At 43.6% G+C, this 26,291-nt stretch carries 27 protein-coding genes; 11 read left to right on the top strand and 16 right to left on the bottom strand.

Annotation, left to right across the window (positions count from 1 at the left end):
* Positions 1–696: 696 nt before the first annotated feature.
* Positions 697–1,464 carry a ribonuclease H family protein gene (locus KI743_RS10985; protein WP_285466413.1) on the bottom strand — a complete coding sequence of 256 codons (768 nt, stop codon included), beginning with the start codon at positions 1,462–1,464 and terminating at the stop codon, positions 697–699.
* A 354-nt stretch (positions 1,465–1,818) separates the two neighbouring features.
* Between KI743_RS10985 and KI743_RS10980 the strand changes: the two genes are divergently transcribed.
* Entirely contained in the window at positions 1,819–2,802 is a 984-nt protein-coding gene (locus KI743_RS10980) for an integron integrase (protein ID WP_285466411.1), read from the top strand.
* 101 nt (positions 2,803–2,903) lie between these two features.
* Here KI743_RS10980 and KI743_RS10975 read toward each other — a convergent pair whose 3' ends face one another.
* From KI743_RS10975 to KI743_RS10965, 3 genes are read right to left on the bottom strand one after another with little or no spacing between them, the layout of a single operon-like run.
* Positions 2,904–3,326: a YeeE/YedE family protein gene (locus KI743_RS10975; protein ID WP_032550857.1), complete on the bottom strand. Its 423-nt coding sequence runs from the start codon at positions 3,324–3,326 to the stop codon at positions 2,904–2,906.
* Positions 3,327–3,749 (bottom strand): YeeE/YedE family protein, encoded by a 423-nt coding sequence (locus KI743_RS10970; protein WP_285466409.1) that lies wholly within the window; start codon positions 3,747–3,749, stop codon positions 3,327–3,329.
* A complete protein-coding gene (locus KI743_RS10965; protein WP_152470852.1) occupies positions 3,750–4,061 on the bottom strand; it encodes a metalloregulator ArsR/SmtB family transcription factor in 312 nt (103 codons plus the stop codon).
* 145 nt (positions 4,062–4,206) lie between these two features.
* Here KI743_RS10965 and KI743_RS10960 point away from each other — a divergent pair, with 145 nt between their 5' ends.
* The gene (locus KI743_RS10960) at positions 4,207–5,910 is read left to right on the top strand and encodes an FAD-dependent oxidoreductase (protein ID WP_285466407.1); all 1,704 of its coding nucleotides are present in this window, start codon (positions 4,207–4,209) and stop codon (positions 5,908–5,910) included.
* 170 nt (positions 5,911–6,080) lie between these two features.
* Here KI743_RS10960 and KI743_RS10955 read toward each other — a convergent pair whose 3' ends face one another.
* Positions 6,081–6,380 (bottom strand): Dabb family protein, encoded by a 300-nt coding sequence (locus KI743_RS10955; RefSeq protein WP_285466406.1) that lies wholly within the window; start codon positions 6,378–6,380, stop codon positions 6,081–6,083.
* 318 nt (positions 6,381–6,698) lie between these two features.
* Here KI743_RS10955 and KI743_RS10950 point away from each other — a divergent pair, with 318 nt between their 5' ends.
* The 3 genes from KI743_RS10950 to KI743_RS10940 all read left to right on the top strand — a co-directional run bounded on the left by KI743_RS10950 (position 6,699) and on the right by KI743_RS10940 (position 9,287).
* Positions 6,699–7,007 carry a helix-turn-helix transcriptional regulator gene (locus tag KI743_RS10950; RefSeq protein WP_032550853.1) on the top strand — a complete coding sequence of 103 codons (309 nt, stop codon included), beginning with the start codon at positions 6,699–6,701 and terminating at the stop codon, positions 7,005–7,007.
* A gap of 161 nt (positions 7,008–7,168) precedes the next feature.
* On the top strand, positions 7,169–8,509 hold the full coding sequence (locus KI743_RS10945) for an aldehyde dehydrogenase (protein WP_285466404.1): 1,341 nt from the start codon (positions 7,169–7,171) through the stop codon (positions 8,507–8,509).
* A gap of 10 nt (positions 8,510–8,519) precedes the next feature.
* Entirely contained in the window at positions 8,520–9,287 is a 768-nt protein-coding gene (locus KI743_RS10940; RefSeq protein ID WP_285466403.1) for an oxidoreductase, read from the top strand.
* 88 nt (positions 9,288–9,375) lie between these two features.
* Here KI743_RS10940 and KI743_RS10935 read toward each other — a convergent pair whose 3' ends face one another.
* Positions 9,376–10,236: an SDR family oxidoreductase gene (locus KI743_RS10935; RefSeq protein WP_285466402.1), complete on the bottom strand. Its 861-nt coding sequence runs from the start codon at positions 10,234–10,236 to the stop codon at positions 9,376–9,378.
* A 141-nt stretch (positions 10,237–10,377) separates the two neighbouring features.
* Between KI743_RS10935 and KI743_RS10930 the strand changes: the two genes are divergently transcribed.
* Positions 10,378–11,295 (top strand): LysR family transcriptional regulator, encoded by a 918-nt coding sequence (locus tag KI743_RS10930; protein ID WP_285466401.1) that lies wholly within the window; start codon positions 10,378–10,380, stop codon positions 11,293–11,295.
* 14 nt (positions 11,296–11,309) lie between these two features.
* On the opposite strand, the gene KI743_RS10925 is transcribed toward KI743_RS10930, so the two are convergent.
* A complete protein-coding gene (locus KI743_RS10925) occupies positions 11,310–12,194 on the bottom strand; it encodes a LysR family transcriptional regulator (protein WP_285466399.1) in 885 nt (294 codons plus the stop codon).
* 109 nt (positions 12,195–12,303) lie between these two features.
* Here KI743_RS10925 and KI743_RS10920 point away from each other — a divergent pair, with 109 nt between their 5' ends.
* Positions 12,304–13,068 carry an SDR family oxidoreductase gene (locus KI743_RS10920; RefSeq protein ID WP_285466397.1) on the top strand — a complete coding sequence of 255 codons (765 nt, stop codon included), beginning with the start codon at positions 12,304–12,306 and terminating at the stop codon, positions 13,066–13,068.
* 169 nt (positions 13,069–13,237) lie between these two features.
* On the opposite strand, the gene KI743_RS10915 is transcribed toward KI743_RS10920, so the two are convergent.
* Positions 13,238–13,585 (bottom strand): ATPase, encoded by a 348-nt coding sequence (locus KI743_RS10915; protein ID WP_285466396.1) that lies wholly within the window; start codon positions 13,583–13,585, stop codon positions 13,238–13,240.
* A 9-nt stretch (positions 13,586–13,594) separates the two neighbouring features.
* Positions 13,595–15,631 carry a S8 family serine peptidase gene (locus KI743_RS10910; RefSeq protein WP_285466395.1) on the bottom strand — a complete coding sequence of 679 codons (2,037 nt, stop codon included), beginning with the start codon at positions 15,629–15,631 and terminating at the stop codon, positions 13,595–13,597.
* Between the two features lie 486 nt (positions 15,632–16,117).
* Here KI743_RS10910 and KI743_RS10905 point away from each other — a divergent pair, with 486 nt between their 5' ends.
* Complete coding sequence (locus KI743_RS10905; RefSeq protein ID WP_285466394.1) at positions 16,118–16,360, top strand: hypothetical protein; 243 nt, start codon at positions 16,118–16,120, stop codon at positions 16,358–16,360.
* 44 nt (positions 16,361–16,404) lie between these two features.
* On the opposite strand, the gene KI743_RS10900 is transcribed toward KI743_RS10905, so the two are convergent.
* On the bottom strand, positions 16,405–17,214 hold the full coding sequence (locus KI743_RS10900; protein WP_285466393.1) for an AraC family transcriptional regulator: 810 nt from the start codon (positions 17,212–17,214) through the stop codon (positions 16,405–16,407).
* A gap of 99 nt (positions 17,215–17,313) precedes the next feature.
* On the opposite strand from KI743_RS10900, the gene KI743_RS10895 reads away from it, so the two are divergent.
* Positions 17,314–18,033: a glutamine amidotransferase gene (locus KI743_RS10895; RefSeq protein WP_285466392.1), complete on the top strand. Its 720-nt coding sequence runs from the start codon at positions 17,314–17,316 to the stop codon at positions 18,031–18,033.
* An 86-nt stretch (positions 18,034–18,119) separates the two neighbouring features.
* Here the strand turns inward: KI743_RS10895 and KI743_RS10890 are convergent, their stop codons facing one another.
* From KI743_RS10890 to KI743_RS10875, 4 genes are all read right to left on the bottom strand, one after another.
* On the bottom strand, positions 18,120–18,431 hold the full coding sequence (locus KI743_RS10890; RefSeq protein ID WP_285466390.1) for a hypothetical protein: 312 nt from the start codon (positions 18,429–18,431) through the stop codon (positions 18,120–18,122).
* A gap of 11 nt (positions 18,432–18,442) precedes the next feature.
* The gene (locus tag KI743_RS10885) at positions 18,443–19,018 is read right to left on the bottom strand and encodes a hypothetical protein (RefSeq protein ID WP_285466389.1); all 576 of its coding nucleotides are present in this window, start codon (positions 19,016–19,018) and stop codon (positions 18,443–18,445) included.
* Between the two features lie 232 nt (positions 19,019–19,250).
* On the bottom strand, positions 19,251–20,150 hold the full coding sequence (locus KI743_RS10880; protein WP_285466388.1) for a DMT family transporter: 900 nt from the start codon (positions 20,148–20,150) through the stop codon (positions 19,251–19,253).
* 117 nt (positions 20,151–20,267) lie between these two features.
* On the bottom strand, positions 20,268–21,155 hold the full coding sequence (locus tag KI743_RS10875; protein WP_285466387.1) for a LysR family transcriptional regulator: 888 nt from the start codon (positions 21,153–21,155) through the stop codon (positions 20,268–20,270).
* 107 nt (positions 21,156–21,262) lie between these two features.
* On the opposite strand from KI743_RS10875, the gene KI743_RS10870 reads away from it, so the two are divergent.
* Positions 21,263–22,129, top strand: a complete 867-nt coding sequence (locus KI743_RS10870; RefSeq protein WP_285466386.1) for an MBL fold metallo-hydrolase — start codon at positions 21,263–21,265, stop codon at positions 22,127–22,129.
* Between the two features lie 115 nt (positions 22,130–22,244).
* Here the strand turns inward: KI743_RS10870 and KI743_RS10865 are convergent, their stop codons facing one another.
* Positions 22,245–23,936: a sensor domain-containing diguanylate cyclase gene (locus KI743_RS10865; protein WP_285466385.1), complete on the bottom strand. Its 1,692-nt coding sequence runs from the start codon at positions 23,934–23,936 to the stop codon at positions 22,245–22,247.
* Positions 23,937–24,404: 468 nt separating this feature from the next.
* Positions 24,405–25,301: a LysR family transcriptional regulator gene (locus KI743_RS10860; protein ID WP_285466384.1), complete on the bottom strand. Its 897-nt coding sequence runs from the start codon at positions 25,299–25,301 to the stop codon at positions 24,405–24,407.
* Between the two features lie 102 nt (positions 25,302–25,403).
* Between KI743_RS10860 and KI743_RS10855 the strand changes: the two genes are divergently transcribed.
* Positions 25,404–26,270: an MBL fold metallo-hydrolase gene (locus KI743_RS10855; protein ID WP_285466382.1), complete on the top strand. Its 867-nt coding sequence runs from the start codon at positions 25,404–25,406 to the stop codon at positions 26,268–26,270.
* Positions 26,271–26,291: the final 21 nt, after the last annotated feature.

Below are 26,291 nucleotides of genomic sequence, written 5' to 3'. Positions count from 1 at the left end.
TACTCGTAATGACGCATAACGCCGCATTAAGGGGTGAGCCAACACTTACACTGAACTCAAACAGACCGCCTTTAACCACTGAACCCGACCAAACCGACAGTACCGAGCGTTGGCGAATCCCTCTTAAATGCCTTGTTATATGAATTTATCACCAAAGCCAAATTTATCACGAAACCCCTGCCAAAGACTGCGACCAAACCAACAGCATATGCAATGTTGGAGTGACCCAAGAAACCGCCTTAGCCAACAAGCTGTGCTGCATAGCTTCAACAAAAGCAGTACACGGACCAACTAACCCACGGATGCTTTTGTTTACTCGAAACTCAACCAGCGAATGTTCAGCAAAGCAGACCGGTTTCTATGAAATGATACTTTCAGCGATTTAGGCACACCAGACTCACAACAAACAAACGATGAACGTAAGGAAGGCAACTCACGAACCTTGGATATAAACCGGTTGGGGAACAAAGAACTTGGGGAAATACAGAGCTAAATTGCCGGGAATATGGACGAATGGTCTGAGAGACCGGTTTGATTTATACCCCTAAATTTCACGACTTCATATAACGCCGCGTTAAGTAGTGAGCAACGCCACCACTAAACTTAACCATACCACCTTAAACACAAATCCCAGCGATGGAGTGAAAAATGCCAAGCGTTGGGAATCTGTCTTAAACGCTTTGTTATGTGTGTCTATCAACCAGTACGCAACGCTAAAAGTTCAGGAATATTATGAGTTTCTCTATACAAAGAAAGACTTTCGTCTTGAGACTCAATAGCTATGATAGACATCCTATCAGCTAACTCATTACCCTCGATGCCAACATGCCCGTTCACATGGTGAATCGTAATTTGAGATGATATTTCTTGATAGAGAGAATAAGCTGGTTTAATTATGTCTAAGTTTTTAATTTCACCGCCAGACTTAGTCCAACCTTTTTTCTCCCAACCACTAGCCCACTTTGTAATACAGTCGATAGAGTATTTAGAATCGCAAAAGATACCAACTGAGCTTCCTGTGGCTAACTTCTCCTTAGCAAGTAGTAGAGCCTGATTGAGTCCATGAAGCTCGGCAGTATTGTTAGTACCGAATGATTGATACAAACCATACCAGAGTTCAGTTAACTTATTGTTCTCATAGACTGCAAGCCCAGTACCCGCCTCTCCTGGGTTAGGTTCACAAGCACCATCGGTGTAGATTTTTACTTCAAACGGCATTGCGTCTATTTGCTCTTGAGATAATGGAACTGATTTCAACTTGCTAGATTTTTTTACGATCTTGGTTTTAGCCTTTGGTGCTGTAGATTTTGCTTTTTTACCAAACGCAGATTCCGCTTCCTCTAAAGTTGGAAACGATTTAAATCTTGCTCCTGCAAAACCATCAACTAATGATTTGCACTTCGCCCACGTTGTGAAAATGCCAGTCTCTCGACCTTTCCAAACCACATAATACTTTTTAGCCAAACTGTACTCCTAAACCCGAATTGACCCGACACACATAACATTGTTAATAACAAGCCAGCTCGTTTTTCTGCTTGCCTAACTTGTCTTAAAACTATCATAAACCATTGAGATATAATGCATATACTTCACGTTTCGCATTTTGTCTTTATATAAAAACGAGCACGCGTGTTATCACTTTTTAACAATGCGCGTTATCCGAGGAAGAAATAGCGCGAATCATATTGATAACAATAGCTTATCGAATCCTCTATCAACTAAACGAGAATAGACTCTCGGCAAAACAAGCCATTTTTCATACTCAAACCGAATCTAACTCAAATAAACTGTATAAATAAACAGAGAGAGGAGGTGACGATGGCAAGCAAATTTTTGGAAGAAATTCGCCGACACATGCGGATGCGAGGATACAGTATCAAGACCGAAAAGGCCTACTTATACTGGATAAAATACTTCATCCGATTCCATAAACTCAAACATCCAAAAGATATAGGCGAAAGCGAAGTAACGGCTTTTCTTTCTTATCTTGCTAACGAGCAGTGCGTAGCAATTAACACTCAAAAAGTTGCGCTCAACGCAATTGCTTACCTCTACAATCAATTTTTACAACTACCATTAGGGGATTTAGGTTTTACCTATGCCAAAAAACCACGCAAACTACCAAACGTTCTAACGGCCAACGAAGTGCAGGCTATTCTCTCGCATCTATCGGGTGTGAATCACATAATATTTTCGTTGCTTTATGGATCAGGATTAAGAATCAGTGAGTGTTTACGACTCAGAATACAAGACCTAGATTTCACTAACTTGTCGTTAACAGTACGTGATGGGAAAGGTAAAAAAGATCGAGTGACATTACTAAGCCCCGTCATGATTTCATTACTCCAACAGCAAATAGACAGAGTATCAACAATACAAAAAAATGATAATAAACAAGGTATCGGCCCTTCGCTACCTCATGCTCTTGGTAAAAAGTACCCCAACGCGTTTAAACAAAGTTCATGGATGTTTATCTTTCCTTCAACAACTATCTCTAGACATCCAGTAACCAATCAACTCTGCCGACATCACCTACACGACTCTTCACCACGAAAGGCCTTAAAACGTGCTGTACAACAGGCAAAGATCTTTAATAAGCGAATCACCTGCCATACTTTTCGTCATAGCTTTGCAACTGAGTTACTACGTTCTGGACAAGACATTCGTACTGTTCAAGAATTGTTAGGCCACTCAGATGTCGCAACGACACAAATCTATACGCATGTCATTGGTGAACACTTCGCAGGTACCGTAAGCCCACTGAATAAAATATCTACTGCAAGCCACAAAACAAATCCATAGTTTTTGCATTCGATTCGAGTTCGTTAAACTGACTTTGAATCTAGCAATAAAAAACCTAGCGCATATTTAGAGTCGGGCAGATCAGTAAAAAAGATATACAGTTATTTATTCGAGACTAAAGTAACCAACTTCATTCCAATCAGCATACTCGCAATAAATGAGATGATGGTAATGCTGCCCTCGCCCAAACTGGCGACCGCTGGTCCCGGGCAGATACCACCGATTCCCCAACCTAAGCCAAAAATAGATGCGCCCAAAATCAGTTTGCGATCAATCTTTGTATTCGTAGGCAGGCTAATAGCATTGCCATCAATGGTTTTACTGCGAGGTTTAATAATGAAATGGTAGAAAGGCGTGAATACGAGCAAAGCTCCTCCCATCACGAACGCAAGGCTCGGATCCCAATCCCCCGTGATATCGAGAAACGCAAAGATGTTAGCAGGGTCGACCATTCCGGATATATTCATTCCAGCACCGAAAAGTACGCCAGACAAAAGAGCGACAAACAAAGAGATAGGATTCATTTATAGCACTCCCAAGTTACGACGAACAAATACAACGACAATCGCGACAATCATAAACGTGCATGTCGCGACGATTGAGCGTTTAGAGAAACGCCCCATGCCAACAATGCCATGTCCACTAGTACAGCCATTGCCTAGGCGCGTGCCAATACCAACTAATACACCTGCAACCACAACCAAGCCTAGATTCATTGTGCTTAAATCCGGCAGTTCAAAACCAATTGGGCGTGTAAATACAATGCTGATCACCATGCCAAACAGAAACAGCACTCGCCATAATCGGTCTCCCGCTTTCGGGGTAAGTAATCCACCCAAAATCCCGCTGATACCAGCGACTTTACCGCTAAATAACATGAGTAGACCTGCGGACAAGCCGAGCAAGGCACCACCAGCCAACGCATGCCAAGGCATTGAAAAGCCCATCTACTTCTCCTCTTGTTGATGTTTACAAAATACGCTGTGAAGTGACCCCATCAACATCATGACTCGGTCATCGGCTAACGAATAAAACACTTGCTGCGCTTCTTTTCTTACTTTCACCAAACCCTTCTTTTTGAGCACGGTGAGCTGTTGTGAGAATGCAGATTGACTTAGATGGGAAGACTCCAGCAATTCCGTGAAGCCTACTTCACCACCACTCAATTGACACAAAACCATCAGCCTGTCGGGGTGAGCCATCGATTTTAAAAACTCAGCAGTTTCATTTGCGTTGTCACGCATCTCTTCAATGTTCATCGATTCAATCTCATCACTTAACTCTGGCTACTATGATGATTCAACCCTTAAAATTAGTCAATGCTAATTTAGTTAAATTTAAATTAGACTTTTCTAATTATGGGTTTTATAGTGGTCGCCAATCAGAAGAATAAAAGGTGACCTTATGACTAAGATTGTTATTGTTGGTGGCGTTGCAGGTGGCGCATCAGCCGCTGCACGTGCTCGTCGCTTGAGTGAAGATGCAGAAATCATCATGTTCGAAAGAGGAAGTTTCGTCTCGTTTGCGAATTGCGGCTTGCCATACCACATAGGGGGCGACATCGAAGATAGAAGTAAGCTTCTACTGCAAACGCCAGAGAGCTTCTTAGCTCGATTCAACGTTGATGTCCGCGTTATGAGCGAAGTCGTATCCATTGACCGACACAACAAACAGGTCACCATTAAGAATCTTCTTGATGGTAGTGAGTATATTGAAAGCTATGACTTCCTCTTGCTCAGCCCTGGCGCTGGTCCCGTGGTTCCGCCAATTCCTGGTATTGATAACCCGTTAACCCACTCACTGCGAAACATCCCTGATATGGATCGCATCATTAAAACCATTCAAATGAACAAGCCTGAACACGCGACGGTGGTTGGTGGCGGATTCATTGGTTTAGAGATGATGGAAGCCTTCCACCAGTTGGGGATCAAAACCACACTAATTGAAATGGCGGATCAGGTGATGACGCCTGTAGATCGTGAAATGGCGGGCTTCGCTCATGCTGAAATTATAGAGAAAGGTGTTGACCTTAAATTAGGCGTTGCACTTGAAGCGGTCGAATACATTCCGAACCAACACATGGCCAGTATCGACTCTGGTGAAAACGAAGAGCATCAACATATTGAAGGTGAGATCGAACTGACTCTTAGCAACGGTGAATCGCTCACTACCGATATTTTGATCATGGCCATTGGAGTGCGTCCTGAGACTAAGTTGGCAAAAGAAGCTGGGCTTCAAATCGGTGCATTAGGCGGCATTTACACTAACGATTCAATGCAGACGAGTGATCCAAGTATCTACGCTGTCGGTGATGCTATCGAAGAGAAAGACTTTGTCACAGGCGCACAAACGTTAGTTCCGCTTGCAGGGCCTGCAAACCGCCAAGGTCGAATGGCTGCCGACAACATGCTCGGACGCAATGAAACCTATCAAGGGACACAAGGCACTGCCATCTGTAAGATCTTTGACCTTGCCGTTGCCTCAACAGGTAAAAACGAGAAGCAATTGAAGCGTGAAGGTGTCGAGTATGAAAAAGTCTACGTGCACACCGCCAGCCACGCCAGTTACTACCCAGGTGCAGAAATTGTCTCATTCAAAATGCTGTTTGAGCCATCCACTGGAAAAATCCTGGGTGCTCAAGCGGTTGGTAAAGATGGTGTCGATAAACGTATTGATGTGATGGCCGTTGCTCAACGAGCAGGCATGACTGTCGAGCAGCTTCAGCACTTAGAGCTCACTTACGCGCCGCCATATGGCAGTGCCAAAGATGTGATTAACCAAGCTGCTTTTGTGGCAAGCAACATCATCAAAGGTGACGCAACACCAATACACTTTGATGAAGTCACAAATCTAAATGACAATCAGGTTCTGTTGGACGTACGAAACCCGGCTGAACTTGGGAACGTCGGATTTATTTCAGGTGCTATCAACATACCCGTCGATCAACTTCGTCAGCGCATGGATGAGTTGCCAAAAGAGAAAGAGATCATTATCTACTGCCAAGTTGGGTTACGCGGTAACGTAGCCTATCGCCAACTCGTAAACAATGGGTTTAAAGCAAGAAACTTAATCGGCGGCTATCGAACGTTTAAGTTTGCGAATGCTTAAATGCTCTAACAACAGAGGTGAGTGAGAAACCACGCACTCACCTCTGACACAGAAACCGAATTTATCCACAACGCGAAGCTATGAGCCAAACGTTCTTAAAATGAACCAAAGCTCTGTGTTGAGTTAGGTTTAAGACATGAACATATCTCCCAAGCCCCGTGAATCACCTTCTACGCAGGTTGATAGTCAAATACGATGATGTCATCCAGTATCGGTCTAAAGACGTCCTTCAACGCATTATGTTCTGGGTGAGGTAAGTAGTTGTCACGTCCTGCCTCATCTGCGAATGTCATAAAAACAGAGTGTGTGTAGCCCTTATTTTTTCCTTCTAGGCTGTTGTTTTCTCCCCATTCAACATCAATTACACCATCAACCTTGTCAGTCATTGAAATAAACATCGCCATCAACTCTTCAATCTGCGCTTGAGCAGTTTCTGGTTTAAATTTAATTAACAAGATATGTCTAATCACGATGTAGTCCTTTTCTGTTTACCGCACCAATTAAGGTTATTGATAGCAACAATGTAAGAGTGATTGTCCTCAAACTAGAAGACCAATACTTCTAGCTAGCTCTCAAATTCAGCAGCCCCGAACTTAGCGTTTGAGGCTGTTTTCGTATTCTCAAACCACTTGTTTAGGCCTTTCACACGGTCATACTTCCTTCATTTGGCTATACCATAGAACAAAAACATGGCCCAAACAGCATTTCGAGATATTGCGATATCCTATTTTTAGGCGTATGCTCTGCATCATCAACCAACGTAGTATCAAGATAAGAAACCATTCGGCATGTTAGATATCAACGAAATTCTAAAATCGATTAACAACCCGGTAAGGCGTAATTTCTTACATTGGCTTAAGTCGCCACATGAACACTTCAATCTCGAGAAACAGCTCGTTGATGCTGAAGTCGAAGGCGTTTGTGTCAGTATTATTCAAGAAAAAAGTGGCCTATCGCAATCGACTGTCTCTTCTTACTTGTCGAACTTGCAGCGAGCGAACCTCGTCAGCTCAAAGCGCATTGGTTCTTGGACTTACTACAAGCGAAACGACGAAATTATTGAGCTGTTCCTTGCTCAGCTGAACGACTCACTTTAATTCCATAAATAGGGAGCATGTTTCACACCTCCCTATTTATTTAAAACCACATATCGAGATTTTTAGATATCTAATTATCTAAAAATTACAAACACAGTTGAAGACAAACCCGGAGAGGAAGCCTTCAGCGTAATAAATACAAATACTTGGAGACAATGAGTATGACCAGCCTTATTCAATCTTTTGACCCTAGCAATGGAGAGTTGTTGGGCGAAGTTGAAAACTCAACAACAGAACAAGTTAATGCCGCGGTTGCCAGAGCGAATGTCGCTCAAAAGCTTTGGCGAAAAACACCGCTCCCTGAGCGAGCACGCATCATCAACAGCGCATACCAAGCGATCGACCACCTAACAGACTCATTCTCTGAACTGCTTGCCCGTGAAATGGGTAAAGACATTCGCCGAGCAGCTGGCGAGGCAGGCGGTGCGGTGTACATGGGGCAACATTACGCACAAGATGCAGCACGCGCGCTCACTACTCGTCAACTATCCGGTGGCACGGAACTGCAGTACCGACCTCTAGGCGTTGTTGGTGTGATTTCGCCTTGGAATTATCCCGTCATGATGGCCAATAACCTGATTGTTCCTGCGTTGGTGGCGGGTAACAGCGTGGTTTTGAAGCCATCAGAAGAGACACCTTTGGTGGCAGAAACCTTCTTCGGCGAACTCAAAAAACATCTTCCTGAAGACGTGTTGACCATTGTTCATGGCGACCGAGAGACAGGAAAAGCCTTAGTCGAAAGCGATATCCATATGATCGCATTCACAGGCTCTAAAGTCGCAGGTCAAGACATCATGGCGCGCGCAGCTTCTAAGGTGAAACGCCTTGTTATGGAATTGGGTGGTAAAGACCCAATGATCGTCATGCGCGATGCTAACCTCGAACAAGCGGCACGCTTTGCCGTGGCAGGTAGCTTTGAGAACTCGGGCCAAATGTGTACCTCTATAGAGCGTATCTACGTTGATGAACGTATCGCCGATAAATTTGAACAACGCGTTACCGAAATCGCCAACATGTACCAAATTGGCCCTTGGGATATGCCAAGCGTCAACATTGGTCCCATCATCAACGCAACACAACACGCCAAGATCGTTGAACAAATCAAAGATGCAGAAGAGAAAGGCGCCACGATTTTACTAGGCGGTTCACAACAACCTGAGCGTTACATCCGCCCAACGGTAATCACTGGGATGACGCCAGAAATGAAGATTGAAACAGAAGAGACCTTTGGCCCTGTTGTTGCGATCAGCCGTTACTCAGACGTTGAAGAGGCAATCGAAAGAGCAAACGCCAGTGAATATGGCTTGGGTGCGGTCGTCTTCGGTAACCAAGGCGTTCAAGGCGTTGCGGAAGAGCTTGAGGCTGGCATGGTAGGAATTAACCAAGGCCAAGGCGGCAGTGGCGACGCACCTTGGGTTGGCGCAAAACAAAGCGGTTTAGGCTTCCACGGCTCGGCCGATGGGCACCGCCAGTTTGCACAAGTTCGAGTCGTTTCAAAATAAGGAGAGACCAATGACGAATAACGAATCATTTTATGTTGTCAGAAGAGAGTCTGGCACTCAGCGAAACGACTTACCTGTATGGGCACCTAAGAATCAAAACCCGTTTTTGCTCGACAGTGAATACCAAGGTGTAACGAGAAAAGAGGTCGACAACGTACCTGGGGCATTTCAATTGCTCAACGTGTTAAAACCTGAAGAGGTAAAGCGTATATTGGCAGCAACCAACGAGCTTGGTTTTACCGAAGATGCTGCGGTGTCATTGCCAAGAGAGATTCGCCACAACAGTAACCTCAATTTCATTGCCGACACTGAGACCTTGGAGCAAATTTGGCAACGCTGCCGCGATCATTTCAGTGATCAATACGGACACTTTGGCAACAAGCAACCACTTGGGATCAATGGTCGTTTTCGATTTTATCGTTACGAACAAGGCGACTATTTCAAAATGCACATTGACGGTTCATGGCCGGGAAGCCAAATTGTCGACAATCAGTTAGTCGATGATGCCTTTGGTGACCGTTGGAGTATGTATACCTTTCTGATTCTATTAACGGATGACTTTGTTGGTGGCGAAACCCAGTTTATGGTCAACCGTGATGACCCGACTAGACCCGCTCACCAACATGAAGGAGCCAACATTGAATCGGTAAGAACGCCAAGCGGAAGCGTGTTGTGTTTCCCACACGGAACCCACCCATTCCATTGTCTACATGGCTCAGCACCAATTCTTTCAGGAGTTAAACACATCATTCGTACTGATGTGTTATTCGAACTGTGATTCGAGCTTCAAAAAGTAATCTGAGCTAATTAGTAGCAAGGCACATTCATCAATGTGCCTTTTTACTTTTATCAAACTTTCATGATATCTACTTCGTAACCGCATGAGCAAACTCATCGGCAAAATCTGAGAAGGTTCTGGCTGGCTTGCCCGTTACACGCTCCACAGTATCGGTAACTTCTGTATAAGCTCCAGTAGCAAACCACGCCATGATCTCAGCGAGTGCGTTAGCAAACCACTCGTCCATTCCCGCTTCTTTAATGGCGCTGGCAAAAGCCTCCTCAGAGATGGCAACGTATTCGATATTTTTGCCCATGGCCTGCGACAATACTGCTGCTTGTTCAGCAAAAGTTAGAGCCTCTGGGCCTGATAACAGATATGTTTGACTATGATGACCATCACCAGTTAACGCCTCAACAACAACCGCTGCCACATCTCGAATATCGACCACACTCTGTTTTGCGTCTGCCAAAGGCAAGAAGAATTGCCCCATACTATTGATGGTTTCTAGACTTCCGTACAAGTTCTGGAAGAACGAATTCGGTTGAATGATAGTCCATTGTAGGTTTGATTCTTTAAGCAAGTTGTCGGTAATAACATGAGTACGAATGATCTCAGAACCTGCATCGATCTTTGCCCCCATGCCCGAAAGTTTGACTACGTGCTCTACATTCGCAGCTTGTGCCGCTTCAATCACATTCGCCACCCAAAGTTCGTTATCTTGGTGAATGGGCATAGAAACGTAGATACGCTTAACGCCTTTCATTGCGCTTTTCATCGATTCAACATCAGAGAAGTCACCTTCACGAATCTGCTCGGCTTTCAAATACATCGCTTCTGCGGATTTCGACTTACGAACCATCACACCAAAGTCCGCGCCTTTGAGTTTAAGCTGACGAACCACTTCAGAACCTGTGTTACCTGTTGCGCCTAATACTAAAATATCCATGATGTTCTCCTATCGAGCTGAGCGTTAATTTGTTCAGGCAGTGAATGCTGCGGTATGGATATACTTTAGTTAATCCCGATTATATTGACTAGATACAATAACTGGGCTTCACTATCCCACATACGGGACAAGAGAAACACAATGAAAGAGATATCTGCACTACCTTTGTTCGCAAAGGTCATCGAACTGAATAGTTTTGCTGAAGCAGCGAGACAATTGAATGTACCGACAACGACCGTTAGCCGAAAAATTCAGCAGTTGGAAGAGCAATTAGGCGGTAAACTGATTAATCGTTCTACTCGATCATTGTCACTTACCGAGCTAGGGCAACAAGTTCTACCAAAAGCACAGTTGATCGCCGATACAGTCAGCGAACTCTATGACCAAGCAGAAGATGCTGCAAACAAGCCGGTCGGAACTCTAAATATCACGGCACCAAGGGCGTTGAGTCAAAACTTACTCGCAACACTCTTTGCAGAATTTCAAGCGCGTTACCCCTCTATACGAATCAACCTCACGTCATCAAACCGCTATCAAGACATGACAAAGCAGAGCTTGGATTTTGCGTTTAGGCTCGGCCCATTAAATGACTCATCATTGGTTGCAATGACGTTATCTCCGGTGAGGTATGTACTCGCTATATCGAGTGAACTTGCAGCCCAACTTCCGGAGATTAACCATCCAAATCAACTAACATCGTTGCCATGCATTCGAAATCATGTGGAAGGATATTTCCTACCCTGGCGCTTCAGGGACCATAATGAAACGATTGAAATATCTCAAACGAGCGGCATCACTTGCGATGACTTTTTTGTCAGCAAACAGCTTTGCTTAGAAGGTGCAGGCATTTGTTATCTTCCTATATCCATGCTTTACAAAGAGCTTAAGGAAAACAAACTCAAACTCCTTCTCCAGCCTTGGGTTCCGCAAGATAAAACCATGCTATTGGTCTACCAAGATCGAACACACCTTCCTCAAAAGTCTCAGCGGTTCATCGAGTTCATGAGAGAAAAAAGAGAGCAAATTCACTCTTTCCTATCCTCTCAAGGGTATGAGTGATTCAAGATAAACCATTATTTATCTAATGTACTTTGAAGCCATTCAATGAACACTCTGACGCGTGGTGAGTCATTTCGCGTACGCGGGTAAAGAATCGAGACTGGAGAAGACGCAGGAGGAAACTCTGAGAGCAGTTCCACTAGACTGCCATTTCTCAGGTCATTTTCGACATGGTATTTGGGCACTTGGATGATGCCTAGTCCCGTTTTTGCTGCATCAACCAATGATTCCGCCGAATTTACTAACAATGACGTAGGCAGACTCTTAAAGAGCAATTTTTCTTTGACAGAGAACTCAAGTGGCATAGGCCCCGATTGTCCTGTTACACAAAACCCCACCATTTTATGGTTAGACAGTTCCTCCAACGTGTGTGGTATCCCGTTCCTTTGCAGATAATCCGGAGAAGCGACAGTCACTTCTTCTAACGTGGTGAGCTTCCTAGCCACTAACTCGTCAGTATGCAGCTCGCCGACGCGGACCACGCAATCTATACCTTCGCGAAGTAGATCAACCAGCCGATCTCCCTCACTCATAAATAGCTCTATCTCTGGGTACTTGCTAAGAAACTCCGATAATCTAGGAAGAATAAAATGCCTAGCGAGAGTCCCGTGAACATCGACACGAAGCCTGCCCTTAGGCTGCTGGGTGGTAAACAAACTTTCTACATCTTCAATATCCTTGATGATGGAGATACAGCGTTTGTAAAAATTCTCCCCGTCTAACGTCGGACTGACATGTCTCGTCGTCCGCTCAAAAAGACGAACGCCTAATCTTAGTTCGAGCTTTTTGACTGCATCGGTCACTGTCGAACGAGGCATCTGTAAGTCTTCAGCGGCAAGAGTAAAACTGCGACGCTCTAACACCCGAGCAAACACTCGCATGGCATCAATTCTATCCATGATTGTTCGTAAATATTGAATTCAGTTACCAATTTATAGCCGATTATCCGAATTTAGTTAAGTGCTAAGGTTTTTCGAGTTAACAAACAACGCAAACGGAAAGCCCATTATGACTAATCTATTTGGAATGAACTCAATGAAAAGCAAAGGTAAAGTTGCACTAGTTACCGGTTCTTCAAAAGGCATTGGTGCAGAGATAGCAAAGAAACTGGCAAAGGATGGATTTACTCTCATTGTAAACCACTCCCGCCAAAGTGACTTGGCAGATGAGATAATAAAGGAGATCGAGTTTGAGGGTGGTAAGGCAATCTCTTATCGTGCTGATGTTTCCAACCCTTCAGCCGTTCAACAAATGTTTCATGACATACAGCATGAGCTGGGCTCAATAGATGTACTTGTTAACAATGCCGGTGTCATGGAGTTGGCTCCAATCGCTGACATATCGAACGAATCAGTCGCTCGACAAATTGATATCAACCTTAAAGGGGTAATCTATACATTGAGAGAAGCTGCAACGCATTTGGCTCATGGAGGTCGGATAGTCAATCTGTCCTCGTCTGTGACCGAACTTAACATGGAAAACTACGGCATTTACGCCGCAACTAAAGCATCTGTAGAGACACTAACTCGAGTATTGTCTAAGGAGTTAAGAGGAAAGGAGATCACCGTTAACGCTGTTTCCCCAGGACCGACAGCGACCGACCTGTTCTTAAAAGACAAGTCAAAAGAGGTAATTGATAGACTGGCCAACATGTCCCCTCTCGGCAGACTTGGTACACCGCAAGACATAGCATCAGTCGTCTCATTCATTGTTGGTAATGACGGAGCATGGATAAATGGCCAAGTGATTCGCGCTAACGGTGGACTCGTTTAATTGAATATCCTGCTCAAATCTTAACTTTAGAGGTCTGATGTTGCACGAACAAGCCAACCTAATCATGTGCAGTTTAGCGAGACCAGCAAAAATAGAGTTTGAAGTGAAAACAAAAAAACGCCCCTAGAGTAAGGGGCGTTTGCATATTTGAACAGATTATTGAAGTGTTTTACTGAGACAATAGCCTTCGCACAGGCTCTGGCTCGGTGTATTCCACTGATTCGTGCTCAGCAAGGTTATCCAGTTCGGATTGCTCGCCAGTCACAATCAGCACATGCTGGTCCAACAGCACATCGACCACTTGAATGTCGTGCTGTTGAAGAAGCGCTCTCACCTCGCTTTCCTTCCCTTCTACATACTTAACGAAGTAACGCGTAGGTTGTTGCTCAGCTTGTTCAGGGCGTTTATCCACCAAAGGAAAACCTTGGTTGTTAGCTAAACTGTGTGAGCTCAGCCCGAGTGCTAATAGCGCACTCACACCCATTGCAGACAACGAAACTAAGTTCAACGCCTTCATAGTCACTCCTTATTGAAAGGTTAGTGTCCAACTGTTGATGGTTCCTGTGTCTCTTCTGGCACTGTCTACCGCTTTTAGTTCCCAAGCACCCTGAGACTCAAAACCAGAGAAGTCGACTTGGTAAGTGGTATTGATATCGTTGGCACTGCCGCCTTGATTGTCATGCAACACAACTTGTCCGCCTGTTGGAGAAGTCAGCGTGATACGTAAGTCTCCAATGTAGGTATGAGAAACGTCTAAATCAATCGTTACCAAACCCGCATCGCCAGAACGAACCACATCAAGCTCACTAATAACGCCCGAAGCACTGCTATCAGGAATCGCAACAGCATCAGAATTGGTGTAGCTGTTCAGATCGGTTCCACTACCTGAACCATCAGGACCATTACAACCCGCATCTAGATATTGCTTCGCAGCATCTGCGTTCACAAGACCATGACCAGTGCGATTGTCACGCCCCACGACATCAATGTCCGTTGCTGTCTTGATCAGCGCATTACGCACCTGTGCAGCGGTACACGTTGGGTGATAGTTCCACACTAAGCCCGCCACACCTGTGACGTGCGGTGTCGCCATGGAAGTACCGTTGTAGTACTCGTAGTCTTCACCTTTGGTGGTTGAAACCGTGATCTCTTGACCGACATAGCCCACCAGTTCTTGACCAAACGCACGATCAACCGTCACCGATACCATACGCGCTGCGTTGTTTTGGTCAACAAGGAAAGGATTCTGCAAACCCGATAGTTCGGAGTTACTGTAAACAATCGCTGCGCTTGCTCCAGCGTTGTAACAGGCTTGAACTGCATCAATCTCAGGGTAGCTACCCGATGACTGATTACCGATACGCTCCGTCAAACAAATTTTGCCTGACATATCGCCACAATTGAAACGGCTACCAGAGACCTCACAGCTTGCCAGTTCTGCCGTGATTGAACCTGCGACTGGATCAGGACCGTAGCTACCGCCACTTTGAACCAAGCGGTTGTGCGGCACAATACCACGCTCAAACTGGCTGACACCATTTAGTCTAATGTCTGATAGTTTACCTTCACCCAACGTCACGGTAGATAGAATGGCTACACCCGGACCTGCAATCTCAACTTGATTTGTTGCTTGAGAAAACGCAGCGTGATCGCTCTTATCGTCAACCGCAGCAACCGACATAACGGAGTCGTAAGATGCTGGGTAGCTGTGCGCTGTATTGCCATCATTACCAGCAGCGGCTATCAGCAGAACGCCGTTATCGTAAACGGCTTTCAGCGCATTTCTTTCGGTCACACTTGATTGGCTACCACCTAAGCTCATGTTAACCACGTTCGCACCATTATCTGCACACGTTTGTACCGCTTTCACCAAACTAGACGAATACCCCCAACCCGCTTCATTGAATACCTTAACGATATGCAGATTCACATTCTGGTTTGGCATCACACCTTTAATGCCTTCGGTATTCGCAATCGCAGCGATAGTGCCTGCTACGTGTGTTCCATGCGCGTTATTGTTTCCAGGTACGCTCCAAGAACCGGTGCCGCTGTCGTTAGTTCCAGACACAAGGTTACCACTCAGATCGTTATGAGCGAGATCGTAGCCTGAATCGATAATACACACGGTACGATTGCCAGCGTTTGAGTCATCCAAAAGCTGAGCATTTACTGCTTCGTATCCCCAAGGTATAGTTTCGCTTAACAGGTATCGTGGTGGATCAATTTCCACATATTCAACATCACTACGATTACGCAGTTTCCCTAACTCTGAGTCTTCCATCTCCACACTGTAGATAGCGCTGTTTCCTAACTTTTCTACTTTGCGTGCTTTGAGCTGATCTAATACGGACTCTTGCACAATGCGTGGCCCCCAAAAGGAGTTTCCACCCATCAGTGAAGGGCTCGACGTATCTTCTTTAAACTTGACGATGTATTTGGTCGGCAAGTTAGATTCATCGAATCCAGAGAATGGTGCCGCTTGCGCTGACATAGAGAATGCCATTGCCACTGCTATGGCAGACAGTGGCATTAAGCCTTTCATTTTTAACGTTGTATAGTGCATCTGCTTTTTCCTTTAGCATATTTTTATTCACACATAGCCCATCAAGAATCATTTATAAAATCCCCGAGCGGGCTACTCAGCTATAAATTAATTGCGCTAAAGTCCAAATCATTCACCACACGAATGTTTAATTTTTGAGCGATAGTCACTCGACAAACCAAAAGAGTGAACACTCAACATCCAATTTACTGTTTGTAAAACAGACAATTACCAATCAAAAACATGAATTTTTAATTACTTTATTAGGGTATTTATTCTAATTTTATAAAATCAAAATACTCAATTTCTCCTCATTCATTACATTGACTTAGTAGTAACTGATAGATTGCATAATTAGTCACCATAAAGAGCAAAGCTTACCCAATAACATGTGCTCCGTTACTCTATTTACACTAGCTTTTTGCAACTAAAATACCGTAAGGTACAAGCCATCAGTAAAATCGACTTTTCCTCAAGAATTCACTCTTCAAAACAAAAAGACTCACTATGAAATTTGATATCGACGCACTAAAACACCACCAGCTAGTTGAAGATGGCCAGCTAGAAGAGTGTTACATTCATCAGCCTGCACCGGGCAGCCAACAAAATGACAAAGGTGTTGTGGAAGAGCGCCAAGCGCTAGAGAAATTAGGATTTAAAGTGGTTCAGGTTAAAGCAAAAGGCGGGACAACAACCTTCGCGGAAGCTATGCAGAAATTAGCTAAAAAGACCGGGCACTCACCCCAGTAACAAGCGTTAGATAAGATTCCAAAACATCAGCGACAAACGTCGCTTTATAGCTGGTTCATTAGAGCGCTAGACGCGAATCTACGCTCTAACATGTTATTCCGATAGTTACTTGGCGTCTGGTTAAATGTTTTCTTGAAAGCAAATGTATAAGCAGAGTCAGACGAGTACCCTAAACTGATAGCTATACTCTGTATACTCATTTCCGTGTCTAGCATCTGCAAAGATAAAACCAACCTTATATTTTGTCGCCACAATGCAAATGATTGAGAGAACTCTTTTGAACACAACCGAGATAGAGTTCTTTCTGATGCGCCAACTTGTTGGGCCCATTCCTTCAATGTGTAAGGCAAATCAGGCTGCTGTTTAAGTTGAGAAAAGATAGACAAAAGGCGTTTGTCTTTAGGTATCAATAGCGGTATTTCATAACTACTCGCCAACTCAATTTGATCGTGTAACACCGCAAGCAGATTTGAAACATTGGATTCAGATTGCGACGACGTATTGCACTCAAACAAAACTAAAATCAGCTCTTTTATAAACGCACTCACCTGACAGGATTTTGGCTCATCACGATATTGAATCAACTTATCTGGGTTGAGATAGATCGCCAAAAATATCGTATCAGTCACAGCTACGGATTTGTGAATCGTATTGGAGGGAATATAGAGCATCCCATTATGCGGGACGATTGCACACGTATCACCAATATTCGACTGCAATAACCCTTGAACTGGAAACACTATTTGATGCCATGGATGAGAGTGGAAGTCATCGATATAGCCAGCAGCCATTCTGGTCGATTTAGTGATTAACTGCTGATTGGGAAACTCTTCTATCAGATCATTAGCGTTCATAGTTGGCGACTTATCTACATAACATGCCTGTTAGTATAGATTACGCCATCGAGGTTTAATATAACATCTCAACTCTAACATTAAGTAAGAGGAAGAAAGATGCATATTCACTTCATTGTTCATGAACACTTTGAGGCTCCAGGGGCCTACGAATCTTGGGCAGAAAAACACGGGCATACCATCACCTACTCTCGAGTTTACCAAGGAGATTCGCTCCTCCAAGATATCGACGATATTGACTTTCTTATTGTGATGGGAGGCCCTCAAGATCCCGCGACAACTATTGAGCAATGTACTTACTTTGATAGCAAAGGAGAGCAAGAGCTAATAGAAAAAGCCATTAATGCAGGAAAAGTGGTATTAGGTATCTGTTTGGGCTCTCAGTTAATAGGTGAGGTGCTAGGGGCTCGCTTTGAACACAGCCCTGAGCGTGAAATCGGTATGTTTCCAATCACACTTACTGATATAGGTCTAACACACCCGTTATTCGACCATTTTTCTCAAACGCTGGATGTAGGTCACTGGCACAATGATATGCCCGGGCTAACAGTTGATGCACAAGTCATAGCTTTTAGTGAAGGATGTCCAAGGCAAATTGTGGCATATGGTGAATTAGTCTTCGGTTTTCAATGCCATATGGAGTTGACCAAACATGTCGTAGCGTTGCTCATTGAAAATGATGAGCTGCCCGAACCAAGGAAGTTCAGATTTGTAGAAGATCCTACTACCCTGCTACAACATAATTACGATGAGATGAATCAGAAACTGCATGTCTTCTTAAACAAGTTAGAAAAGAGATACAAATTAAGCATTAGTTGATCTTGTGAGAGTCAGTAGAGGGCCTGCTGACTCAATTGCCTTTCTTTCAAGTTGGAGAGATTGGGAAGTTGATAGACGATGAACATTTACTTCCAAAACTTCCACCATGGTTTCTTGTCAGGGAAGTTGAACGATTTAGCTTGGTCATAGCACACGCCGCAGAGTAGCTTTACCTGAGCAAAAGCCCCACTCTCATCGTTCCACTCCCCGCCAGTTCTTTGCACCATAGCTTCACACTCACTACACCACGCATCTGGTCTTGGGTTTTCAGGATTATCTGCCCACCAAAAGCCTCTTGGTATTTCATCTTTAAGAGTCTGTACAATGTGTTGGCATACAAACGTTTCTTGTTGCTCACCATGGAGGCAACATTCGACGGTGTTCTCAAGCTTAGACATCTATGACTGCCCTACCATATTTTCCACCACGGTCTGTTGCTCAGATTAAATACGTTGTTAGCTAAGTTGTTTAACGCTAAAGCTTGTTTATCGGATAGATAAAACCAAACACTCGACTGTCCGTTATCTTTTGGATAAAAATCATACCCATCTTCACTTAGGTCACCCATAATCGTTGTAACGACTTGGACGTCAGCCCAATCATTTTCGACTACTGGCTCTAAACTTCTTTTTACACCATCTACTTCGTATTCAAGCTTTGCGCGAGACTCTTCAATGTTCACCATGTCTTGCAACCCATCAACACGCTTAACTTGGCCAGTGATCCTATGGAACTGGTTAACGATATCCACATAAGAGCCATTGTCTTCTATGGCTTCAACATCAAAATTCCAAGCTTGGTCGCAAATGAAACGTCCCCAAGGCTCTTCTTCTACTTCAAGACCGTAGGCAAGTAAGATCAAATCAAATGGCGCAGCCTCATACTGTTCTCTCGAAAATGAAAGGAGTAGATGATCAACTGTAATCCCTTCATTCAACGATAGGCCTACTTCAGACAGTTTCTTTACTTGCTCTTCAAGTTCCATAATTTTCGCCTTTACTGCTGTGTACCGCTTTCATACCAACTCTCGAGACATATAGGTTTCGGTCGCACTTAAACCCAGTAACCCTTCAAAATAAATCTATAAATATTAATTAGATAGCTCGATTTCAGCTGATGACGTTCATGTTAATGGTGATGAGTGAATAGTCAAACATTTGCAGATAGAATCGTGCGGGATGTTTCATTCAGCTGATAAATAAACTTCAGTCAATAGGTCACACTCGTACCTGCTGCTCTACCTGTGGTGTTCTATCCTGACTCAACAGCACCCCAAAAAAGATAATTCCAATCGCTATCCATTGCGTGAGAACCAAACGCTCGCCTAGCAGCAGCATAGAGAAAAACAAAGTAAATGCAGGGATTAGATTAATATAGCCTGCTGACGTAGAAGCTTTAATCCGAGTCAGTGAGTAGTTATATAGCCCATACCCTCCAAGAGATACCACCAAGCCTAGGTAGACAATACTACTAACAGCATTAAATGAAATATCGGTTGGCCAATCAGAGCTTAATGCCAGTGGCAAAAAGAAAATGGTACCGACAAAGGTTTGAATCGCAGTTAAAACAAAAGCTGAATAGCGCTGAACTAGTAGCTTAATAAGTAACGTATACCCAACAGCAGTCACCATCGCGCCAAATTCCAATAGATTACCTAATACTGGGTTGGGAGCTTGCTCGCTTTCGGTTCCGCTCAGCGTCATCCATACAACGCCGAGAACGGCAATAATTAGCCCGATCCATTGACGCGGAGTATTACGCTCTTTTAAGTGGAAGTAAGCGGCAACAGCCACCATTAAAGGCAGCATGGAAGTCACCATACCGGCCTGACCTGCACTGGTAAAACGCATGGCTTGAGCTTCAAAAATAAAATAGAGGCAAGGTTCAAGTAATGCCATACCTGACAATAACTTCCAGTCTCCTGCTTGATAGTTTATTCCGTTACGAATCCACGGCCAAACCACCAAAAAAGCGAGTGAACCAATCGCCATTCGGAAAAAGACCACGACCATAGGTGCAACTTCACCAATCGCAACTTTTAAGGCAATAAAAGATGTCGCCCAAATAACGACTGCAGTCATTACCGCCAAATGAGCCTTTAACAACGCTCGATCCATAGAAGTCCCCAAAAATTTTTAGCTTGGTTAAAATATACTCATTACGAGTATGCATTAGGAGATTTATAAAAGGGAATTGTGAGTGGATCTACTTAGTTTCTTATATCAACTAAAGCACTACCAACGAGCTTCAGAAAAGTAATCTGATAAATGATCAATCAGTGCACGAACAGTTGGTGACATATACTTTCTGGAAGAATAGAGAACATAAATGGTTAAGTCGTCAGGTTTCCAATCCGGCAATACCTGCTGAAGCTGTCCATCTTTAATGTACTGGTTCACGAGATAGAATGGCTGGATAGCAATGCCTGCACCATGCAATGCGGCTTGCAATAAGGCGGTTGCCTCATTTGCTGTCAAGTTACACTTAACTTCTACCGATTGTTGTGTGTTGTCTTTTGTTAAATGCCAAATATGTTGTTGAAAATTTTTGTACCCAAGACAAGTATGACCGGTTAAGTCGCTTGGTTTAGAAATGGCACTATTTCTATTCAAATACTCTGGCGAAGCGACCACCACTGACTCACATATCGATATCGGTTTACCTATCAAAGACGGATCCGGTGTCGAGGCGATTCGGACAGCAAGATCTATCTGGCTTTCAGTTAGGTCGGTCACTGAATCATGTAAGTCGACATCGATGTTTACGTTGGGGTGCTCTACCATAAAGTCTTGAATGGCTGGCACCAATTGAGAGTAACCAAATGACATGCTGGTTGCCAACCGAACTGTGCCCGACAACTCACCACTGTTATCTGCTAACTCACTTAGGCTTTCGGCTTGATCAAGCCACTGTTTAACTTCTTCCAAGCATGTTTGGCCCGCTGTTGTTAACGATACTTTTCGAGTAGTTCGATGTAAAAGGCGGGTATTCAGCCAAGCTTCCATCGTCTCGATGTATCTCGTCACCATAGGGCGAGACATATCCAGCCTGCCTGCTGTAGCAGTAAAACTACCCGTCGCTGCAACATCAACAAACACCTTTGCAGCTGTTAGCCTATCCATATATTCGCTCGAATTAAGAAACAATAATGCTCAGTTTGGTGTGTTTTTCTGAGCACGTCAATTCCTTACTATCCTCTCCGTACCCAAACACATAGAAGGATAACGGTATGAAAAATTTAACTCTAATGGCCGCATCTATCTTACTCGCCACTAATGCAACCGCAGCAGAAAGCACGCCACTAACTCTTGATGTTTATAACGCTGACAAGAACAGCTTCCACGTAAACTCAACATTAGTAATCGGTGAAAGTGAAGTCATGGTTGTCGATACCGGATTTACCAAAGCAGACGCTTTGCGCATCGCCGCAAAAGTTCTTGATAGTGGCAAAGAGCTGAAAACAATTTTTATCAGTCAGGCTGACCCAGACTACTACTTTGGTGCTGAAGTGCTACATACGATGTTTCCAAAAGCGCAAGTTCTGAGCACGCCGGAAGTGATTGAGGTTATAGAGAAGAAGTTGGCTGGCAAATTGGCTTTTTGGGGACCTAAAATGGGGGGCAACGCTCCGGTTGAACCATATCTACCACAAGCTATCGAAGGTAATGTGCTGACCGTTGACGGACACGAAATCGAGATTCGTGGCACACAAGGTGAATTGGCTCATCGTCCTTACTTGTGGATCCCTTCTAACAAAGCGGTTCTGGGCAACGTCGCCGTGTATGGCAATTTGCACCTTTGGATGGCTGACGCGCAATCGGATAGTAGCCAGAAAGCATGGGTTAAACAGTTGAAAGAACTGCAAGAGCTAAAACCAGATATTGTCATTCCAGGACACATGAAAGCTGGAACCAAGCTTGACGCAAACACTATAAGCTATTCCCAGCAGTACCTTTCATACTTCCAGAAAGCAAAAGATAACAGCAAGAATAGCGCGGAAGTGATCGACAAAATGTCTGCAACCTACCCCGATGCACAACTGCCTATGGCGCTAAGTATTGGTGCTAAAGTGCATATGGGTGAAATGAAGTGGTAAAAGCGGACTGATTTTCCAGCGCTGTGTGCGGTATATGTTTTGGTCCGACTTCAGTGTTGACTGCAATTGCGGCTAACACTGAGGTAAAATTTCCTTTTACCTATGTTGAGCGAGATTACCTAACCTCACTCACTACTCTGTTTTTACCACTCGCTTTTGCTTGATATAAACACTTGTCTGCCAACCTTAAACTTTCTTCAACGGATAACCCCCGTCCATCTGTCAATATACCAAAGCTTGCAGTGACGTTAATTTGGCCATGGCCAACAAAGATAGGTGTAGACGCAATAGCCAGTCTTATTCGTTCTGCGACTGTGAGAGCGACACTCGTGTTAGCAGCTTTCATTAACACAAGAAACTCTTCACCACCGAGACGGAAAACCTTATCTTCTTTACGACTATTCTCAATTAACGCTTGAGCGACTTTCTCTAATGCGAGGTCGCCAACCGAATGGCCGAATTTGTCATTAAGTCTCTTAAAATCATCGATATCTATCAGGATATATGACAGTGGTTGGTTTCCATCGTTTAACGCGGTTTGAGCCTCGGAAACGTACTCATTTAGAGGACGTCGGTTTAGAAGGCCAGTCAATGGATCAATATTCGCTTGTTCGCTCAACTTTTGATTGATGATTTTTAACTCTATCGTTCTCGCTTCTACTTGCGCCTCTAAATCGTGGTTGAGATTTTGCAGAGCTAACTTCGCATTGACTTCATCGGTAACATCATTTTGGACGGCGAAATAGTAGTCAACTTTAGAATCTTTAGTAATGGGAGTAATTGATAACTCATTCCAGTAAGGGCGACCACTCTTGTGGTAATTCTTAATTCGAGTTTTAATCGCCATGCCTTTTTGTAGAAACTCACTGATCTCCTCCACTACTTCGGGATCTGTGCCCTCTCCTTGAAGTATATTGCCGAGCTTGTTGCCAGCCACTTCAATCAGACTGTAGCCAGTGATTCGTTCAAAGGATTTGTTTACCCATATAACATTCTTGTCATGATCAGCGACAACCATACCAACAGAGGTTTCTTTTAAGGCTGTCACTAAAAAGTTGTGCTCACTACTAACTCTCTGCTGCGCTGTGACATCTTCAAATACACCGCAGATAAAACTATCTTTATTATCAGCTAGTTGGTAGAAACAACCACTCGATAATACCCAACGAACACCACCGTCTGGAGTAACAATTCGTAGCGTGACAGCATGCCAAGATCTTTTCTTAACAATGGCATCATTAACCAATCTTTTAATTATAGGCAGGTCATCTTCATGATAAAAAGATAGAGCGCTGTCTAATGTTGGAGTGAAATTATCGGGTGATAATCCATGTATTTGATATATACCTTCCGACCACAATAGGCTGTTATTATTGATCCCGTATCGCCAGTAACCTAGCTTTAAATGCTTATCTACATCTAAAATAACGCTCTCATTAATCCCAGGTAACTTCTTAGTAACGCTATCAAGCGTAAGTATCTCTGAGCTAAAAATGTAGAAGGTATTATCAGATAGCTCTTTAGTGGTACTTCTAATCCTAAGTTTTATGTCCAAAAGAGGGGGTTTAACATTATGAGCTTTACCATCATTTAGCGTCGCAGACTCCTTCAATACTAGCCAGTCCTGCGAATCAACAAAATCTTTCAAGCTTCGTTTACTCGAATCGACAACATTGATACTCAAAAGCTCAACCATCTTTTCGCAAGAATAGACAGGGCGCCATTGTTGGTCATAAACGGTGACCAAGTAACCAAGTTGTTCTAGAAGAGAGTAATCCAATCGATTGATTGATTTCGAGTTAAACATAGCCTGCTTTTTGTTATTCAAAAGAATAATATAATTATAATTAATAGGCCGTGTCAAAATAAAGTCGATTTTTCAATCACAATTCCAACAATATAAGTTACACAATCCAATATATTTTGTAGATAATGTTCATATAATACAACTGGTTAGTTCAAATCATATCGAAACAACGTGCTAATTCCAGATGAGGCCATTCTTAGTCTTAAACCCCTATTATAAAGTGCAATAAGTTGAATAATATGTGGGATGATAGTTAGGGATTTTTATCTCACAACCCATATTACAGCACGATACACCATATATTATATACTTATCGAAGAAGGGAATTTATGGAAATATTAAAATCAATATATTTCAATTTATAACGACGATTAAGATCATCAAATAAACTAAATTTTCCAACCTCAGTTAAATCCAATACCGACTATGATTACCCTTTTATAATCCATTTAACCTTTGGGAAGCTAATTATCCAATTATTCGATCAAAGTTCACTTTTAAGTACTCCAAAAACAGCGATAATCGATAAGGCACATGCTTGCGTGTTGGGTACATTGCGTAAATATTGATGATTGGAAATTCCGCAACGTTTTCTATTTTGGTTAAATTGCCGCTGTTAACATGTGAATGTGCAAATACGCTCGGAATCATGGCGATACCCGAACCATCCATGGTCGCTTGCAGCAAAGTGTTTGTATCTGAAATCACAGCGACCCACGGCTGCCGATGAGAAATACTTCTCCCGTCAACAGTGAGCATCCAATAATCACCATCTCTTGAGCTTCCCATATGCAGACAATCATGATTTTTTAGGTCGGTGTAATCAGAAGGCATACCGTGTGCCTCTATATATGAAGGGGCGGCATACAAACCAAACTCTGATTCGCCAAGCTTGGTTGCAATGTAAGAGGAATCTTGTAACTCGAATGCAAATCGAATACTAAGATCAATCTCTTCCTCGATCAGGTTTGACTTATTGTTAGATAAGACGAGATCAAAGCGAACGCCTGTATATTCCGTTCGAAATTCCTTAATGGCCCTCATCAGAAAAGGTCCCATTCCATCTGGTGCTGACAGTCGAATAAGACCTTCAGGATTATTTTGGTGTGCCGTTGTGAGTGAGTCTTCTAATTGCTCTATCTGACTCAGTACCGTTTGCGCACCTTCATAGTAAGCTTTCCCTCCGGGTGTAAGGTGCATGCTACGTGTGGTGCGATTCAATAGGACAAAACCTAACGATTCCTCCATCGCGGCAATGTGCCTACCGACAATCGCAGGGGTAACACCTAATGCTTTAGCCGCTTTAGAAAAACTGCCTCGGTCGACAACCGTACAAAATAGCTGCATATTCCGATACTTATCCATTCGATACCTTTAGTATTAAGTGAAGTTACTTTTTACTCAATTGTTCTATTTAATAATGTTAATTATCTTTTGTTTCATCTTCAATGACGAAAGGAAAGAACAATGTCTGTTACTTCAAAACTGACCACTTTAACCCTGACGCTAGGTATGATTTCTGGCGTTTCTGCAGCCGATGGTTTTGATCCTACAAAGCCTGTGATGACCGAACTTAAAGATGGCGTATATCAGTACTCCCAGTTCTTCTATAACAGTTTGGTTGTTGTTACAGACGACGGCGTTATTGTCACCGACCCTTCTGGTGAAGCTCGTTCAAAAATGATGCGTAAAGAGATCAGCAAGCTCACAGATGCGCCGGTCAAAAAAGTGATCTATTCCCACGACCACTTTGACCACTCCCGAGGCGGTCAGATATTTAAAGAGGAAGGTGCAGAATTCATTACTCAGGAAAAGTGTACTGAATTGATGAGTCGCGACTTAGAAAACAGAGTCGTCCAGCCGGATACCACTTATACGGACAGCTACTCGATCAAGTTAGGTGGCAAGCAAGTCGATTTACATTATTACGGACCAAATGACGGTGACTGCATGAGTATCATTCATATGCCAGCAGATAAGGTTCTTATGGGGGTAGATTGGCATCTTCCCGGTTATGTCAATGAACCTTATCGCCTTACCGCGCACAACTACGTGGCGATTCTAAATACCTTTGAACGTGTTTTGAACGAGCTCGAATTTGACACCGTGCTCAGTGGCCATATGCCAGCATCTTCACCAGAGGCATTCAAAGAGGATTACCGCTTCAACAAAGCGCTTTTTGATGCAGTCTGGGAAGGCATGCAAGAAGGTAAAACAACAGAAGAACTAAAGAACACTGTCAAATTACCGGAGTTCAGCCATTGGCGTGGCTATGAAGAAAACCTACCTGCACACGTCGAAAGAATGTCTTACTCAATTTGGCACGGCAACTAATGAGTATGCCGGCAAATAGGA

Source organism: Vibrio sp. D420a, from assembly GCF_030248625.1.
GTDB classification, from domain to species: Bacteria; Pseudomonadota; Gammaproteobacteria; order Enterobacterales; family Vibrionaceae; genus Vibrio; species Vibrio fortis_A.
This window is presented reverse-complemented; position numbering and strand designations above follow the sequence as displayed.

Bases quoted from the DNA above. Each gene is read 5' to 3' on its own strand.
- KI743_RS10980 (WP_285466411.1), top strand. From the start codon at position 1,819: ATGGCAAGCAAATTTTTGGAAGAAATTCGCCGACACATGCGGATGCGA.
- KI743_RS10975 (WP_032550857.1), bottom strand. From the start codon at position 3,326: ATGAATCCTATCTCTTTGTTTGTCGCTCTTTTGTCTGGCGTACTTTTC.
- KI743_RS10970 (WP_285466409.1), bottom strand. From the start codon at position 3,749: ATGGGCTTTTCAATGCCTTGGCATGCGTTGGCTGGTGGTGCCTTGCTC.
- KI743_RS10965 (WP_152470852.1), bottom strand. From the start codon at position 4,061: ATGAACATTGAAGAGATGCGTGACAACGCAAATGAAACTGCTGAGTTT.
- KI743_RS10960 (WP_285466407.1), top strand. From the start codon at position 4,207: ATGACTAAGATTGTTATTGTTGGTGGCGTTGCAGGTGGCGCATCAGCC.
- KI743_RS10950 (WP_032550853.1), top strand. From the start codon at position 6,699: ATGTTAGATATCAACGAAATTCTAAAATCGATTAACAACCCGGTAAGG.
- KI743_RS10945 (WP_285466404.1), top strand. From the start codon at position 7,169: ATGACCAGCCTTATTCAATCTTTTGACCCTAGCAATGGAGAGTTGTTG.
- KI743_RS10940 (WP_285466403.1), top strand. From the start codon at position 8,520: ATGACGAATAACGAATCATTTTATGTTGTCAGAAGAGAGTCTGGCACT.
- KI743_RS10935 (WP_285466402.1), bottom strand. From the start codon at position 10,236: ATGGATATTTTAGTATTAGGCGCAACAGGTAACACAGGTTCTGAAGTG.
- KI743_RS10930 (WP_285466401.1), top strand. From the start codon at position 10,378: ATGAAAGAGATATCTGCACTACCTTTGTTCGCAAAGGTCATCGAACTG.
- KI743_RS10925 (WP_285466399.1), bottom strand. From the start codon at position 12,194: ATGGATAGAATTGATGCCATGCGAGTGTTTGCTCGGGTGTTAGAGCGT.
- KI743_RS10920 (WP_285466397.1), top strand. From the start codon at position 12,304: ATGACTAATCTATTTGGAATGAACTCAATGAAAAGCAAAGGTAAAGTT.
- KI743_RS10915 (WP_285466396.1), bottom strand. From the start codon at position 13,585: ATGAAGGCGTTGAACTTAGTTTCGTTGTCTGCAATGGGTGTGAGTGCG.
- KI743_RS10910 (WP_285466395.1), bottom strand. From the start codon at position 15,631: ATGCACTATACAACGTTAAAAATGAAAGGCTTAATGCCACTGTCTGCC.
- KI743_RS10905 (WP_285466394.1), top strand. From the start codon at position 16,118: ATGAAATTTGATATCGACGCACTAAAACACCACCAGCTAGTTGAAGAT.
- KI743_RS10900 (WP_285466393.1), bottom strand. From the start codon at position 17,214: ATGAACGCTAATGATCTGATAGAAGAGTTTCCCAATCAGCAGTTAATC.
- KI743_RS10895 (WP_285466392.1), top strand. From the start codon at position 17,314: ATGCATATTCACTTCATTGTTCATGAACACTTTGAGGCTCCAGGGGCC.
- KI743_RS10890 (WP_285466390.1), bottom strand. From the start codon at position 18,431: ATGTCTAAGCTTGAGAACACCGTCGAATGTTGCCTCCATGGTGAGCAA.
- KI743_RS10885 (WP_285466389.1), bottom strand. From the start codon at position 19,018: ATGGAACTTGAAGAGCAAGTAAAGAAACTGTCTGAAGTAGGCCTATCG.
- KI743_RS10880 (WP_285466388.1), bottom strand. From the start codon at position 20,150: ATGGATCGAGCGTTGTTAAAGGCTCATTTGGCGGTAATGACTGCAGTC.
- KI743_RS10875 (WP_285466387.1), bottom strand. From the start codon at position 21,155: ATGGATAGGCTAACAGCTGCAAAGGTGTTTGTTGATGTTGCAGCGACG.
- KI743_RS10870 (WP_285466386.1), top strand. From the start codon at position 21,263: ATGAAAAATTTAACTCTAATGGCCGCATCTATCTTACTCGCCACTAAT.
- KI743_RS10865 (WP_285466385.1), bottom strand. From the start codon at position 23,936: ATGTTTAACTCGAAATCAATCAATCGATTGGATTACTCTCTTCTAGAA.
- KI743_RS10860 (WP_285466384.1), bottom strand. From the start codon at position 25,301: ATGGATAAGTATCGGAATATGCAGCTATTTTGTACGGTTGTCGACCGA.
- KI743_RS10855 (WP_285466382.1), top strand. From the start codon at position 25,404: ATGTCTGTTACTTCAAAACTGACCACTTTAACCCTGACGCTAGGTATG.